Annotated in this window: 11 protein-coding genes and 1 riboswitch; of the genes, 7 read left to right on the top strand and 4 right to left on the bottom strand. The window is 74.9% G+C overall.

Going from position 1 to position 14,528, the window contains the following annotated elements:
* Positions 1 to 102 precede the first annotated feature (102 nt).
* A riboswitch (cobalamin riboswitch) is annotated at positions 103 to 257 on the top strand.
* Between the two features lie 36 nt (positions 258 to 293).
* The 5 genes from JYK04_RS12520 (at position 294) to JYK04_RS12540 (ending at position 7,119) form a co-directional block, all read left to right on the top strand.
* On the top strand, positions 294 to 1,256 hold the full coding sequence (locus JYK04_RS12520; protein WP_189735847.1) for a cobalamin biosynthesis protein: 963 nt from the start codon (positions 294 to 296) through the stop codon (positions 1,254 to 1,256).
* Entirely contained in the window at positions 1,253 to 2,773 is a 1,521-nt protein-coding gene (locus tag JYK04_RS12525) for a cobyric acid synthase (protein ID WP_189735849.1), read from the top strand. The genes JYK04_RS12520 and JYK04_RS12525 overlap by 4 nt, the downstream gene beginning before the upstream one ends.
* 139 nt (positions 2,774 to 2,912) lie before the next feature.
* Complete coding sequence (locus tag JYK04_RS12530; protein WP_189735851.1) at positions 2,913 to 5,057, top strand: putative cobaltochelatase; 2,145 nt, start codon at positions 2,913 to 2,915, stop codon at positions 5,055 to 5,057.
* Positions 5,057 to 5,656, top strand: a complete 600-nt coding sequence (gene cobO / locus JYK04_RS12535) for a cob(I)yrinic acid a,c-diamide adenosyltransferase (protein WP_030013115.1) — start codon at positions 5,057 to 5,059, stop codon at positions 5,654 to 5,656. The genes JYK04_RS12530 and cobO overlap by 1 nt, the downstream gene beginning before the upstream one ends.
* Positions 5,650 to 7,119, top strand: a complete 1,470-nt coding sequence (locus tag JYK04_RS12540; RefSeq protein ID WP_189735853.1) for a cobyrinic acid a,c-diamide synthase CobB — start codon at positions 5,650 to 5,652, stop codon at positions 7,117 to 7,119. Before cobO ends, JYK04_RS12540 begins: the two co-directional genes overlap by 7 nt.
* 20 nt (positions 7,120 to 7,139) lie before the next feature.
* Here the strand turns inward: JYK04_RS12540 and JYK04_RS12545 are convergent, their stop codons facing one another.
* Positions 7,140 to 7,865, bottom strand: a complete 726-nt coding sequence (locus JYK04_RS12545) for a ZIP family metal transporter (RefSeq protein ID WP_189735855.1) — start codon at positions 7,863 to 7,865, stop codon at positions 7,140 to 7,142.
* Between the two features lie 148 nt (positions 7,866 to 8,013).
* Here JYK04_RS12545 and cobC point away from each other — a divergent pair, with 148 nt between their 5' ends.
* Positions 8,014 to 9,435, top strand: a complete 1,422-nt coding sequence (gene cobC / locus JYK04_RS12550) for an Rv2231c family histidinol phosphate aminotransferase CobC (RefSeq protein ID WP_229875133.1) — start codon at positions 8,014 to 8,016, stop codon at positions 9,433 to 9,435.
* Positions 9,436 to 9,564: 129 nt separating this feature from the next.
* Complete coding sequence (locus JYK04_RS12555; protein ID WP_229875134.1) at positions 9,565 to 10,809, top strand: CapA family protein; 1,245 nt, start codon at positions 9,565 to 9,567, stop codon at positions 10,807 to 10,809.
* A gap of 219 nt (positions 10,810 to 11,028) precedes the next feature.
* On the opposite strand, the gene JYK04_RS12560 is transcribed toward JYK04_RS12555, so the two are convergent.
* The 3 genes from JYK04_RS12560 to JYK04_RS12570 form a co-directional block, all read right to left on the bottom strand.
* Entirely contained in the window at positions 11,029 to 11,961 is a 933-nt protein-coding gene (locus tag JYK04_RS12560; protein ID WP_189735857.1) for an SCO1860 family LAETG-anchored protein, read from the bottom strand.
* A gap of 283 nt (positions 11,962 to 12,244) precedes the next feature.
* On the bottom strand, positions 12,245 to 13,393 hold the full coding sequence (locus JYK04_RS12565) for an amidohydrolase family protein (RefSeq protein WP_229875135.1): 1,149 nt from the start codon (positions 13,391 to 13,393) through the stop codon (positions 12,245 to 12,247).
* A 30-nt stretch (positions 13,394 to 13,423) separates the two neighbouring features.
* Positions 13,424 to 14,485 carry an aminotransferase class V-fold PLP-dependent enzyme gene (locus JYK04_RS12570; RefSeq protein WP_189735859.1) on the bottom strand — a complete coding sequence of 354 codons (1,062 nt, stop codon included), beginning with the start codon at positions 14,483 to 14,485 and terminating at the stop codon, positions 13,424 to 13,426.
* Between the last annotated feature and the right edge of the window lie 43 nt (positions 14,486 to 14,528).

Here is a 14,528-nt window from a genome sequence, read left to right on the forward strand (position 1 = left end):
TTTGTCCCGGAGGGAGCTTTTCGCATCCCCCGCCCCCTCCCGCGCTCCTGCCGCGTCCCGGCCGTGCCGCGACCGCGCCGCAGGTCAACGGCGAGTTGACGGGCCTTCGACGTGCGTGGTGGACTGCCCGAGCCAATACGGCGGCATGGAGAGGAAGTCCGGTGCGAATCCGGCGCGGTCCCGCCACTGTCACCGGAAGCGCACGCCGCGCGTGCGTCCCGGGAGCCAGGAACTCTCGCCGCCGGACACGTCGAACCAGGGCGCGGACCCTGAGTGAGGACATACCTGCCACCATGCGTGCCGATCGCGTCTTCGCGTACGGCGCCACGGCGGGCCTGATCGGCGACCGGATCCTCGGGGATCCGCGCCGAGGGCACCCCGTGGCCGCCTTCGGACGGGCCGCCGCCGCCGTCGAGCGCTCCCTGTGGCGCGACGACCGCGGCCGGGGCCTCCTGCACACCCTGGTGTGCGCCGGGGGCGCGACCGCCGTCGGAGCGCTGGGCGCCCGAGCCGTGCGTTCCCGGCCCGCGGCCGCCCGTATCGCCCTGACCGCCGCCGCCACCTGGGCCGTCGTGGGCGGCACCTCCCTGGGCCGTGAGGCCCGCGCCATCGGCGGCGCGCTCGCCGCCGGGGACATCGAGGTGGCCCGGGAGCGGCTGCCCCACCTGTGCGGACGCGACCCGCAGGCCCTGGACGGACAGCAGATGGCCCGCGCCGTCGTGGAGTCCGTCGCCGAGAACACCTCCGACGCGGTGGTCGGGGCACTCGTGTGGGGCGCCGTCGCCGGCGTCCCCGGACTGCTGGCCTTCCGCGCCGTGAACACCCTGGACGCGATGGTCGGCCACAAGTCCCCCCGCTACCTGCGCTACGGCTGGGCCTCCGCCCGGCTCGACGACCTGGCCGGCTGGCCGGGGGCCCGGCTGACGGCGGTCGCCGCCGTACTGGCCGGCCCCGACCGGCGGGGCGCCGTACGGGCCTGGCGCGCGGACGCCGCCGCGCACCCGAGCCCGAACGCCGGACCCGTCGAGGCCTCCTTCGCCGGGGCGCTGGGCGTCAGACTGGGCGGAACCCTCGCGTACGGCGGCCGGGTCGAGCACCGGGCCGTACTGAACGGCGCGGCGGGGCGGCCGGTGGAGGTCGATGACATCGAGCGGGCGGTCCGGCTGTCGCGGCAGGTGACCTGGCTGGCCCTGGGCGCCTGCGTGGCCGCCCGGCTGCTGGTCTCCCGTACGGCACGGAGAGGGCGGCGCGGATGAGCGGCGCGAAGCGCGGCGGCGGTCTGCTGGTCGCGGGCACGACGTCGGACGCGGGCAAGAGCGTGGTCACGGCGGGCATCTGCCGGTGGCTGGCCCGGCAGGGCGTGAAGGTGGCGCCCTTCAAGGCGCAGAACATGTCGCTGAACTCCTTCGTGACGCGGGAGGGCGCCGAGATCGGGCGCGCCCAGGCGATGCAGGCCCAGGCGGCCCGCGTGGAGCCGACCGCGCTGATGAACCCGGTGCTGCTCAAGCCGGGCAGCGACCGCAGCAGCCAGGTGGTGCTGCTGGGCAAGCCGGTGGGCGAGATGAGCGCCCGCGGCTACCACGGCGGGCGTCAGGAGCAGCTGCTCGGCATCGTCACGGACTGTCTGGAGCAGCTTCGGGGCACGTATGACGCCGTGATCTGCGAGGGGGCGGGGAGTCCGGCCGAGATCAACCTGCGCCGGACCGACATCGTGAACATGGGGATCGCGCGGGCCGCGCGGTTCCCGGTGGTCGTGGTCGGGGACATCGACCGCGGCGGGGTCTTCGCGTCCTTCTTCGGGACGACGGCGCTGCTCTCCCCCGAGGACCAGTCCCTGATCGCGGGATACCTGGTCAACAAGTTCCGCGGTGACGTGTCGCTGCTGGAGCCGGGCATGGAGATGCTCCGCGGCCTGACGGGCCGGGCCACGTACGGGGTGCTGCCGTTCCAGCACGGCCTGGGCATCGACGAGGAGGACGGCCTGCGGGTCTCCCTGCGCGGGGCGGTGCGCGAGTCGGTGGTCGCGCCGCCGGTGGGCGAGGACGTGCTGCGGGTCGCCGTGTGCGCGGTGCCGCTGATGTCGAACTTCACGGACGTGGACGCGCTCGCGGCGGAGCCGGGGGTCGTGGTGCGGTTCGTGGACCGGGCCGAGGAACTGGCCGACGCGGACCTGGTCGTCGTACCCGGCACCCGGGGCACGGTGAAGGCCCTGCAGTGGCTGCGGGAGCGCGGGCTCGCGGACGCGCTGGCGCGGCGGGCCGCCGAGGGACGGCCGGTGCTGGGCATCTGCGGCGGGTTCCAGGTGCTGGGCGAGCGGATCTCGGACGAGGTCGAATCGAAGGCGGGCGAGGTCGACGGCCTCGGCCTGCTCCCCGTACGGGTCCGCTTCGAGCGGGAGAAGACCCTGGCCCGACCGGTGGGCTCGGCGCTGGGCGAGGAGGTCGCGGGCTACGAGATCCACCACGGCGTGGCCGAGGTGCTCGGCGGCGAGGCCTTCCTGGACGGCTGCCGGGTCGGGTCGGTGTGGGGCACCCACTGGCACGGCTCGCTGGAGTCGGACGGCTTCCGCCGGGCGTTCCTGCGGGAGGTGGCCGCGGCCGCCGGTCGCCGCTTCGTCCCGGCGCCGGACACCTCGTTCGCCGCGCTGCGGGAGGAGCAGCTGGACCTGCTCGGCGACCTGATCGAAGAACACGCCGATACGCGTGCGCTGCTGCAGCTGATCGAGGACGGAGCCCCGGCCGCCCTCCCCTTCCTCCCACCGGGCGCCCCGTGACGGGCGCGGCCCCGCACCTTCAGCCCCGCCGGCGTTCGAGGCGCGGGGTCCGGGGCGGAGCCCCGGCAACGGCGCCGCACCCGCAGACCTCGTCCAGGCCCCCGGCACGGGCCCGCACTTTCCAAGGAGTGAGCAACGCATGAGCACCCCGTATCCGTTCACCGCAGTGGTCGGCCAGACCGACCTGCGGCTGGCGCTCCTGCTCAACGCCGTGAGCCCAGCGGTCGGCGGGGTGCTCGTGCGCGGTGAGAAGGGGACCGCCAAGTCCACCGCCGTCCGCGCGCTGTCCGCGCTGCTGCCGCAGGTCGACGTCGTGTCGGGCTGCCGGTTCAGCTGCGCGCCCACCGCGCCGGACCCGGCCTGCCCGGACGGCCCGCACGAGCCCGGCCCCGGCGGCCTGCGGCCCGCCCGCATGGTGGAGCTGCCCGTCGGCGCCTCCGAGGACCGCCTCGTCGGCGCCCTCGACATCGAACGGGCCCTCGCCGAGGGGGTGAAGGCCTTCGAGCCCGGACTGCTCGCCGACGCCCACCGCGGGATCCTCTACGTCGACGAGGTCAACCTCCTCCACGACCACCTGATCGACCTGCTGCTGGACGCCGCCGCGATGGGCGCCTCGTACGTGGAGCGCGAGGGCGTCTCCGTCCGGCACGCCGCCCGCTTCCTGCTCGTCGGCACGATGAACCCCGAGGAGGGCGAGCTGCGGCCGCAGCTCCTGGACCGGTTCGGGCTCACCGTCGAGGTGGCCGCCTCCCGCGAGCCCGCCCAGCGCGTCGAGGTGGTCCGCCGCCGGCTCGCCTACGAGGACGACCCCGCGGGCTTCGCGACCCGCTGGGCCGGGGACGAGCACGAGGTCCGCGCCCGGGTGGTGGCCGCCCGGGCGCTGCTCCCGAAGGTCTCCCTCGGCGACACCGCGCTCCTGCAGATCGCGGCGACCTGCGCCGGGTTCGAGGTCGACGGCATGCGCGCCGACATCGTGATGGCCCGGACCGCGACCGCGCTGGCCGCCTGGGCCGGGCGGACCGACGTACGCAAGGAGGACGTCCGGCAGGCCGCCCTGCTGGCGCTCCCCCACCGGCGGCGCCGCAACCCCTTCGACGCGCCGGGGCTGGACGAGGACATGCTCGACCGGATCCTGGACGGGTTCCCCGACGAGGAGCCGGAGCCCGACCCGGAGCCGGAGCCCGAGGGCCCCGACGACGGTGGACCCGGGGACGGCGGTCCCGACGGCGGCCCGGGCGGCACGCCCCCGCAGGACGGCGGCTCCGAGGACCCGGGCCCCCCGGCCGAGGCCCCCGAGGCCCCGGAGAGTCCCGGATGCGGCGAGGCCCCCGCGGAAGCCCCCGAGACCCCGCAGCCCGCCGCCCAGGAGAACGCCGGGCCCGAGCAGGCCGCGGTTCGCGCCGCCGAGCCGTTCCGGACCAAGATGCTCAGCGTGCCGGGCCTCGGCGAGGGCGCGTCCGGCCGCCGGTCCCGCGCCCGTACCGCCCACGGCCGCACCACCGGCGCCCAGCGCCCGCGCGGGCACCTGACGAAGCTGCACCTGACCGCCACCATCCAGGCCGCCGCCCCGCACCAGAAGGCGCGGGGCCGGGACGGGCGCGGTCTCGTGATCCGCAAGGACGACCTGCGGCAGGCCACGCGGGAGGGGCGCGAGGGCAACCTCGTCCTGTTCGTCGTCGACGCCTCCGGCTCCATGGCCGCCCGGCAGCGCATGAGCGCGGTCAAGGGCGCCGTGCTGTCCCTGCTCCTGGACGCCTACCAGCGCCGGGACAAGGTGGGTCTGATCACCTTCCGGGGGGCCACGGCCGAGCTGGCCCTGCCGCCGACCTCGTCGGTGGACGCGGCGGCGGCCCGGCTGGAGCAGCTGCCGACGGGCGGCCGCACCCCGCTGGCCGCCGGGCTGCTGAAGGCCCACGAGGTGCTGCGGATCGAGCGGCTGCGGGATCCTTCGCGCCGGCCGCTGCTCGTCGTCGTCACCGACGGGCGGGCCACCTCGGCCGGCAACGCCGGGGGCCGTACGGACAGCAGCCCGCGGGAGCTCGCGGGGCACAGCGCGCGGCTGCTGCAGGCCGGGGGCGTCGCCTCGGTGGTCGTGGACTGCGAGTCCGGGCCGGTCCGGCTGGGGCTGGCCGACGTACTGGCCCGTGACCTCGGCGGGCCCGCCGTCACGCTCGACGGCCTGCGGGCCGACTCGCTGGCCGGGCTCGTGAAGAACGTGCGTACCGCGGTGGCATCCACCGCTTCACCCCACAGCAGCAGCAACAGCAACAGGAGGGTCGCGTAATGCCTCAGGGACAGCCGTCCGTCGTTCCGGACGACGGGCTCACGACGCGCCAGCGCCGCAACCGTCCGCTGGTCTTCGTCCACACCGGCCCCGGCAAGGGCAAGTCCACGGCGGCCTTCGGGCTGGCGCTGCGCGCCTGGAACCAGGGCTGGCCGATCGGGGTGTTCCAGTTCGTCAAGTCGGCGAAGTGGAAGGTCGGCGAGGAGAACGCGCTCAAGGTGCTCGGCGCCTCCGGCGAGGGCGGCTCCGTCGTCTGGCACAAGATGGGCGAGGGCTGGTCCTGGGTCCAGCGGGACGCGCAGCTGGACAACGAGCAGGCGGCCAAGGAGGGCTGGGAGCAGGTCAAGCGCGATCTGGCCGCCGAGACGCACAAGCTGTACGTGCTCGACGAGTTCGCCTACCCGATGCACTGGGGCTGGATCGACGTCGACGAGGTCATCGAGGTGCTCCGCAACCGTCCCGGCACGCAGCACGTGGTGATCACGGGCCGCAATGCGCCGGAGAAGCTGGTGGAGTTCGCGGACCTCGTCACCGAGATGACCAAGGTCAAGCACCCGATGGACACGGGACAGAAGGGCCAGAAGGGCATCGAGTGGTGACTTCGTACCCGTTCAACGTGCCTCGGCTGGTCATCGCCGCTCCGTCGTCCGGCAGCGGCAAGACCACCGTGGCCACGGGCCTGATGGCGGCCTTCTCGGAGCGCGGCCTCGCCGTGTCCCCGCACAAGGCCGGGCCCGACTACATCGACCCCGGCTACCACGCGCTGGCCACCGGCCGGCCGGGGCGCAACCTCGACGCCTTCATGTGCGGGCCGGAGCTGGTCGCTCCGCTGTTCGCGCACGGGGCGGCCGGATGCGATCTGGCCGTGGTCGAGGGCGTCATGGGGCTCTACGACGGCGCCGCGGGCCGGGGTGAGCTGGCGTCGACGGCGCAGGTCGCGAAGTTGCTGCGGGCGCCGGTGGTGCTGGTGGTCGACGCCTCTTCGCAGTCGCGGTCGGTGGCGGCGCTGGTGCACGGCTTCGCGTCCTTCGACCCACAGGTGCGCCTCGGCGGGGTGATCCTGAACAAGGTCGGCTCCGACCGGCACGAGGTGATGCTGCGGGAGGCCTTGGAGGAGGCCGGGATGCCGGTCCTCGGCGTCCTGCGGCGGGCTCCGCAGGTGGCCACGCCCTCGCGCCACCTGGGCCTGGTCCCGGTGGCCGAACGGCACACCGACGCGCTGGCCTCGGTGTCGGCACTGGCCGCGCAGGTCCGGGCGGGCTGCGACCTGGACGCCCTGATGACGCTGGCCCGCACGGCTCCGCCGCTGGACTGCGAGGCGTGGTCGCCGGCTGCTGCGCTGACGCGCAGCGCGGGCCTCACTTCAGCCTCACCGGCGTTCGAGGCGCAGGGGTCCGGGGGCGGCGCCCCCGCCGACGGCGCCGCACCGGCAGACCTCGGCGGAGCCCCCGGCAGGCGGCCGGTGGTCGCCGTCGCGGGCGGACCGGCGTTCACGTTCTCGTACGCCGAGCACGCGGAGCTGCTCACCGCCGCCGGTGCGGAGGTCGTCACCTTCGACCCCCTCCGGGACGAGGCGCTCCCGCCCGGCACCACCGGCCTGGTGATCGGCGGCGGCTTCCCGGAGATGTACGCGCCCGAACTGTCCGCCAACGAACCGCTGCGGGCGGCCGTCGCCGCCTTCGCCGCGTCCGGCGGCCCGGTCGCCGCCGAGTGCGCCGGGCTGCTGTACCTCGGCCGGTCGCTGGACGGGAAGCCCATGTGCGGGGTGCTCGACGCCGATGCGCGGATGTCGGAGCGCCTCACCCTCGGCTACCGCGAGGCGGTGGCGGTGTCCGACAGCGCGCTCGCGCGGGCCGGGACCCGGCTGCGCGGGCACGAGTTCCACCGGACGGTGGTCGAGCCGGGCGCCGGGGCGGCCCCGGCGTGGGGGTTCACTCACCCGGAGCGCCGGGTCGAGGGCTTCGTGCAGCAGGGTGTGCACGCGAGCTATCTGCACACGCACTGGGCGGCCGAGCCGTCCGTCGCGCGCCGTTTCGCGGAAGCCGCGGCAGCACGGCGGTGACCTCCGTCCCCGGCCGGCGCTCAGTCCGCGATGCCCACCACGAGCCAGATCCCGGCCACCCCGCCCACCGTGCACATCAGCGTGGACAGGGCGGGGTGCTTGTGGTGCGCCTCGGGCAGGATCTCGGCGGACGCGAGGTACAGCAGGACGCCTCCGAAGAAGCCGAGGTACGCGCCGAGGGGTTCCTCCGGAAGGGTGAACAGCAAGGTGGACGCCGCGCCCACGACGGGGGCGACGGCGTCCGCGAAGAGCATCATCAGGGCCTTGCGGCGGTCGTTCCCGTAGAGGCTGGTGAGCGTGTACGTGTTGAACCCGTCGGCGAAGTCGTGGGTGATGACGGCCAGCGCCACGGCCACGCCCATCCCCCCGCCGACCTGGAAGGCGGCGCCCAGGGCCACCCCGTCGGCGAGGCTGTGGCCGACCATGGCCGCGGCCGCGGTGAGCCCGACCTGGGGGACGCGGGCGCCGTTCTCGGCGCCGTGCGCGGCCTGGCGGACCGCCAGCAGGCGTTCCACGACGTGCGCGACCAGGAACCCGGCCACGAAGAGCAGCAGGGCGAGCGGGACGCCGAACACCTCGTCGCCCGCCGCGTGGAGGGCCTCCGGGAGCAGGTCGAGGCCCACGACGCCGAGCATCAGCCCGCCGGCCAGGCCCAGCACGAGGTGGCGGCGGTCGGTGACGCGCTGCGCCGCCCATCCGCCCGCCAGGGTCATCAGGAACGCGCCCAACGCCACGATCACGGCCATGCGCCCCTGAATACAGACTCCTCGCCCCGCGCGCACGTCCGCGCGCGCGGGGCGGGCGGCGGAGTGTTGACGGCCGACCGGCCGGGCATGTGCCGGTGATGTGCCGGTGACGGTGACGGTGACGGTGACTACGGAGGGAAGGCCCCCGGTGGGCGAGTACGCGACGCAGGTGGTGGTCGGGGTCGGCGGACGCGCGGGGGTTTCCGTCGCGGAGGTCTGCGCCCTGGTCGAGGAGACGCTGCGGGGGGCAGGGCTGACCGTGGGGGCGGTGACGGCGCTGGCCACGGTGGAGTCGAAGGCGGGCGAGGCCGGGATCACGGGCGCGGCGGAACGTTTCGGCGTGCCCCTGCTGAGCTACCCCGCGGCCCGGCTGGCCGCCATCACCGTGCCGCACCCCTCGGAGGCGGCGCGCACCGCCACCGGGACCCCTTCGGTGGCGGAGGCGGCGGCCCTCGCGGGCGGCGGGGAACTCCTCGTGCCCAAGCGGCGATCGGTGGCGGCGACGTGCGCCGTGGCCACGGCGGCCGCGCACGACCTGCGCCACCACGGGGACGCCGAGGTGATCGACGCGGGCTCCGCGCTGGTGGACCTGGCGGTCAACGTACGCGCGGACACGCCCCCGGACTGGCTCAAGCAGCGGATCGCCGCCTCCCTGGGGGATCTCGCCGCATATCCGGACGGGCGGCGCGCCCGCGCGGCGGTGGCGGCCCGGCACGGGCTGCCGGTCGAGCGGGTGCTGCTGACGGCCGGGGCGGCGGAGGCCTTCGTCCTGATCGCACGGGCCCTGGGAGCCGTCCGGCCGGTCGTGGTCCACCCGCAGTTCACCGAACCGGAAGCGGCCCTGCGGGACGCGGGGCACCAGGTGGAGCGCGTGGTGCTGCGGGCCGCGGACGGCTTCCGGCTGGACCCGGCGGCCGTGCCCGAGGACGCGGACCTGGTGGTGATCGGCAATCCGACCAACCCGACGTCCGTGCTGCACCCGGCGGGAACCCTCGCCGCGCTGGCCCGGCCGGGCCGGATCCTGGTCGTGGACGAGGCGTTCATGGACGCGGTCCCGGGCGAACGGGAGGCCCTCGCCGGACGGATGGACCTGCCGGGGCTGGTGGTACTGCGGAGCCTGACCAAGACGTGGGGGCTGGCGGGGCTGCGGATCGGCTACGTGCTGGCCGAGCCCGAGGTGATCGCGGAACTGGCGGCCGCGCAGCCGCTGTGGCCGGTGTCGACCCCGGCGCTGGTGGCCGCCGAGGCCTGTGTGGCTCCGGCGGCGCTCGCCGAGGCGGAGGAAGCGGCCCGGCGGATCGCGGTGGACCGGGCGCACCTGCTGGCCGGGCTCGCGGAGTTCGACGAGGTGACGGTCGTCGGGGTGGCGGAGGGGCCGTTCGTCCTGATCCGGGTGGCGGGCGGGGCGGAGGTCCGCACCCGGCTGCGCGCCCTCGGCTTCGCCGTCCGCCGCGGGGACACCTTCCCGGGGCTGGACCACTCCTGGCTCCGGCTGGCGGTGCGCGACCGGGCGACGACGGGCCGGCTGCTCCAGGCCCTGGACCACGCCCTCGCACTGGCCGCGCGCTGACCGCACCTTCCGGCTTGCAGTCCTCACGGAGCGCCGATGGCGCCGTCACCCGAATGGCTCCCTACGATGGCCGCGGGGGCGGGGCCGGGTGAGGATCCCCGCATCGGTGCATGACATCGGGGGTCGGGAATGAAGTCGTCCGCCAAGACGGGCATGGCTCTGGCCGCACTGGCGGTCGTGGGCGGCGGGATCTACGCCGTACCGCAGCTGTTCGGCGACGGCGCGCCGCCCGCCGCGGAGCAGCAGCTCCGGGGCGAGCCGGGCCGGGGCCGGGCGGACGCGCCCGAGGGCACCTCCTCGGCCGCCGCGGCCGCCGCCGGGAAGCCGTTCACGCTGGTGGCGACCGGCGACATCATCCCGTACCCGTCGATCGTCCAGCGGTCGGCGGACGACGCGGGCAAGGCCGGGGAGTACGACTTCCGGAAGATACTCGCCGGGGTCAAACCCCTGGTATCCGCCGCCGACCTGGCGATATGCCACCACGAGATACCGTACGGGCGCCCCGGCGGCCCCTACACCGGCTATCCCACCTTCAAGGCCCCGCACCAGTTGGCGGACGCGCTCAAGGACGCCGGGTACGACAGCTGCTCCACCGCCTCGAACCACACCCTGGACGACGGCTACGAGGGCCTCGCCCGCACCCTGGAGCACCTCGACCGGGTCGGCATCCCGCACGTCGGCTCGGCCCGCAGCGCGGAGGAGGCCAAGGCCCCGGCGCTGCTCGCGGCGGGCGGGGCCAAGGTCGCCCAGCTCTCGTACACGTACGGCACGAACGGCATCCCGCTTCCCCCGGGCAAGCCGTGGGCCGTCAATCTGATCGACAAGGACCGGATCATCGCCGACGCCCGGGCCGCCCGGGCGGGGGGCGCGAACGTGGTGGTGGTCAGCGTCCACTGGGGTACCGAGTGGCAGACGGCGCCCGACGAACAGCAGAAGGCGCTGGCGCAGGAGCTGACCGCCGCCCGCTCGGCCGACGGGCTCCCCGACATCGATCTGATCATCGGCACGCACAACCACGTGCCGCAGCCCTACGAGAAGATCAACGGCACCTGGGTGGTCTTCGGGATGGGCGACCAGGTCGCCAGCTTCGTACCGGCCGACAAACTGCGCGGCAACCAGTCCTCGGTCCCCCGCTTCACCTTCTCCCCGGCGGCGGGCCGTCCGGGCCGCTGGGAGGTGGTGAAGGCCGAATACCTCACGCAGTACTCGGACATGGGGCCGCCGTTCCGCGTCGTCTGCGCCTCCTGCGCGGCCTCGGACACCTCGCTCCCGGCCGCGAAGCGGAGCGAGTACGCGCGGATCGACCAGCAGGTCACCGAGGCCGTGATGTCACGTGGCGCGGGCGCACAGGGCCTGGAGCACGCCACCCGCTGAGCCCCTCATCCCCTGAGCACCTCACCCTGAGCGGCCTCACCCGCTGCGTGCGTCACCCGCTGCGTGCGTCACCCCGCCGGGCACCTCGCCCGACGGGGCCCGCCGACCCGTGAGTCGCCGGGCACACCGCCCGTCCACGCCCGTCACCCGTTGAGCACTCCCCTCCGTGCGCTCCTCGGGGCGGGCGCGCCGGGCGGCGGCCCGGGGCTCCCGGCCGCCCTACGAGGCCCTGCCCCGCCGGGTGACCAGGAGCGCGCCCCCGCCGATGGCGAGCAGGGTCAGGGCCCCGCCTGCGACGTAGGGAGTCAGTGAACCGCCGCCGGTCTCGGCGAGGTTGGTACCGGTGGTGCCGCCGGACACGGCGGAACCGGAGCCGGTCCCCGTCGCCGCCTGTGACTTGATGTCCGGGTTCGCGGGCGGGTTCGACGCCGGCGCCGCGCCCGCCGGGGACTCGCAGTGCGCCTCGGCGAGCACGATCTCGCCGTCGACGTTCGCCACGTTCAGGTTCAGCGGGTTCACCGCCACCTTCAGGCGGAGCGCGGCCGCGGCGGCCGTGGTGGAGGTGGTCTCCGTCCCCGACAGCTCGAGTTCGATCTGCCCCACGCCGGGGACCTCGACCTTGGTGGGGCCGCCCGCCGACAGCGTGACCCTCTTGCCGAGCGCCGTCACCTTGCCGAGGGCGTTCGCGCTGGCCACCGGCTTCTTACCGGCCTCGCAGACGGCCTTGGAGGTGACCTTCTCCACCTCGATGAGGGAGAGCAGCGGCAGTCCGGGCACGTGGACGGAGGCCTTGGCGAGGTTCGCCTCCGCCTCGGCGCGGGTCTTGTCGGCGGTCGCCTTGGAGGTGGCCACCTCGGCACGCAGCACGCTGACCGGATTGTTCCCCTCGACCCCGTCCAGGGTGACGGTCAGCGCGGTCTTCTCGGCCGTCGCCGGGGCGCTGACCTCGTTGAGGCTCGTCTTCAGCGGGACGTGCACGGTCTTGTTGAGCAGGCCCACGTCCAGTCCGGCGCGCAGGACGACGGCGCCGGCCTTGCCCTCACCCCCGGCCGCGCCCCCTCCCGTGGCGAAGGCGGGCGGAGCTGCGAGCAGGGCCACCGCTCCCGTGGCGAGGAGGACGGCCGCGGGCCTGCGGAAGGTATGGCTGTTCACGGTGGTGGAACCCCCGGGGAGTTGGGTGCCGTCGCGCCGCCGATGGGGGACATCGCGGGCGCCGACGGACTCGACCCCGGAATCTTTACGCACTGCGGGTGAACGAGGGGCGACCTGACGTGAGTTCACCCCAAAGGGTGGTTTCCGGGTGCGCATTCGAATCGCTGCGCCTCAGGAAGAACGCGAGTTCTCTCCTTTCACGGAGATCGGGCCCGTTCGGTCGTCTTCAACGACCGACGGGCCACCGATGTCACGCGACGTCAACCGGGCGCCGCTGCAGCGCTCAGGCCCGGATCCCGCCGTTCACGACGACCCGCAGCGGCTGCGCCAGCACGCGTACGTCGGCCCGCGGGTCGGCGCCGTACACCACGAGGTCGGCGGGCGCCCCCTCGGTCAGGCCCGGCCTGCCGAGCCACTCGCGGGCCGCCCAGGCCGTCGCGGAGAGGGCGTCGATCGGCGGGATGCCGGCCTTGACGAGCTCCGCGACCTCCGCCGCGACCAGGCCGTGCGGCAGGGAGCCTCCCGCGTCGGTGCCGACGAAGACCTCGATGCCCGCGTCGTAGGCGGCCCGGACGGTGTCGTAACGCCGCTCGTGGAGCCGTCGCATGTGCGCCGACCAGTTCGGGAACTTCGCCTCGCCGCCCGCCGCCATCTTCGGGAAGTTCGCGATGTTCACGAGCGTCGGGACGATCGCGACCCCGCGGTCCGCGAACAGCGGGATGGTTTCCTCGGTGAGGCCGGTGGCGTGTTCGATGCAGTCGATGCCCGCCTCGACCAGGTCGCGCAGCGAGTCCTCGGCGAAGCAGTGCGCCGTGACGCGGGCGCCCAGCCGGTGCGCCTCGGCGATGGCCGCCTCGACCTCGGCGCGCGGCCAGCAGGCCGCGAGGTCACCGGCCTCGCGGTCGATCCAGTCGCCGACGAGCTTGACCCAGCCGTCGCCGCGCAGCGCCTCGCGGCCGACGTACTCGACGAGGTCGGCGGGTTCGATCTCGTGGGCGTAGTTGCGGATGTAGCGGCGGGTGCGCGCGATGTGCCGCCCGGCCCGGATGATCTTCGGCAGGTCCTCGCGGTCGTCGATCCAGCGGGTGTCGGAGGGCGAACCGGCGTCCCGGATGAGGAGCGTGCCGGCGTCGCGGTCGGTGAGGGCCTGGCGCTCGGCGGTCTCGGCGTCGACCGGGCCGTGGGCGTCCAGGCCCACGTGGCAGTGCGCGTCGACCAGTCCGGGCAGGGCCCAGCCGGTCACCGTGGTGATCTCGCGGGCGCCGGGCGGGCGCTCGTAGGAGATCCGCCCGCCGACCACCCACAGCTCGTCGCGCACCTCGTCGGGCCCGACCAGCACCCGCCCCTTGACGTGCAGCACCTCGCGCCCGTCGCGCCCCTCGCCGACATCGCCTGCACGGCTCACACCGCTCACACCGCTCACATCGCTCATGGCGGCACTGTACGCACGGGCCCTGCCGCCTCAGGAGGCGGAGAGGGCGTCCAGGAGCCGGTCCACGTCCGCCTCCGTGTTGTAGAGGTGGAACGAGGCCCGCAGGAGGCCCGCGCGGGCCGATGTGGCGATGCCGGCCGCCTCCAGGGCGGGCTGCCGGTCGGCGAGGCCCGGCACGGAGACGATGGCGGAGTCGCCGGGGACGGGCTCGTGGCCCAGGCTCGCGATTCCGGCCCGGTAGCGGGCGGCCAGGGCGGTGTCGTGGGCGTGGACGGCCTCGATGCCGATCCGCTCCAGCAGGGCCAGCGCGGGCTGGGACGCGTGGTAGGCGAGGAAGGCCGGGGACTCGTCGAACCGCCAGGCGCCGTGGGCGAGTTCCGTCATCGGCCCGTAGGTGGCGTCCCCCTCGGCCACCGCCGGAACCCATCCGGCGTGCAGCGGGGTGAGCGCGTGCTGGGCCTCCGGCGACACCGTCAGGTACGAGGCTCCGCGCACGCCGAGCAGCCATTTGAAGCCGGCGGCGACCGTGTACTCGTACGGCGAGGCGTCGAAGGGGAGCCAGCCGGCCGCCTGGGTCGCGTCCACGAGCATCCGGGCCCCGTGCGCGGTCGCCGCCGCGCGCACCGCCGTCAGGTCGGCCTTGCGGCCGTCCGCGGACTGCACGACGCTCAGCGAGACCAGGGCGGTGCCGGGGCCCACGGCCTCGGCGACGGATTCGAGCGGGGCGAAGCGCACCTTGAGGTCGCCGCGCGCCACGAAGGGGTTGATCACGGAGGAGAACTCGCCCTCCGGGCACAGCACTTCGGCGCCCGGTGGGAGCGAGGCGGCGACGAGGCCGACGTGGGTGGAGACGGCCGAGCCGATGGACACCCGGTCGGTGTCCACCCCGACCAGGCGGGCGAAGGCGGCCCGGGCCCCGTTCACGCGGTCGAAGTCACCGAAGCCGGTGGGGAGCCCGGCCCCCGCCGCCTCGGCCAGTTCCCGTACGGCCGCGACGGCGGAACGCGGGACGACCCCGCACTTGGCGGTGTTGAGGTAGGTGGTGGAGTGGGCGAACTCGGCACGGGTCGCTTCGGCGAGGGGAAGATCCATGGCTTCAACTCTGCGCCAGGAACGACCCGTAGTCCATCGCCCG

Source organism: Streptomyces nojiriensis (assembly GCF_017639205.1).
Classification (GTDB): domain Bacteria; phylum Actinomycetota; class Actinomycetes; order Streptomycetales; family Streptomycetaceae; genus Streptomyces; species Streptomyces nojiriensis.

Coding starts and splice junctions, on each gene's coding strand:
- JYK04_RS12520 (WP_189735847.1), top strand. CDS start 294: ATGCGTGCCGATCGCGTCTTCGCGTACGGCGCCACGGCGGGCCTGATC.
- JYK04_RS12525 (WP_189735849.1), top strand. CDS start 1,253: ATGAGCGGCGCGAAGCGCGGCGGCGGTCTGCTGGTCGCGGGCACGACG.
- JYK04_RS12530 (WP_189735851.1), top strand. CDS start 2,913: ATGAGCACCCCGTATCCGTTCACCGCAGTGGTCGGCCAGACCGACCTG.
- cobO (WP_030013115.1), top strand. CDS start 5,057: ATGCCTCAGGGACAGCCGTCCGTCGTTCCGGACGACGGGCTCACGACG.
- JYK04_RS12545 (WP_189735855.1), bottom strand. CDS start 7,865: ATGGCCGTGATCGTGGCGTTGGGCGCGTTCCTGATGACCCTGGCGGGC.
- JYK04_RS12555 (WP_229875134.1), top strand. CDS start 9,565: ATGAAGTCGTCCGCCAAGACGGGCATGGCTCTGGCCGCACTGGCGGTC.
- JYK04_RS12565 (WP_229875135.1), bottom strand. CDS start 13,393: ATGAGCGATGTGAGCGGTGTGAGCGGTGTGAGCCGTGCAGGCGATGTC.
- JYK04_RS12570 (WP_189735859.1), bottom strand. CDS start 14,485: ATGGATCTTCCCCTCGCCGAAGCGACCCGTGCCGAGTTCGCCCACTCC.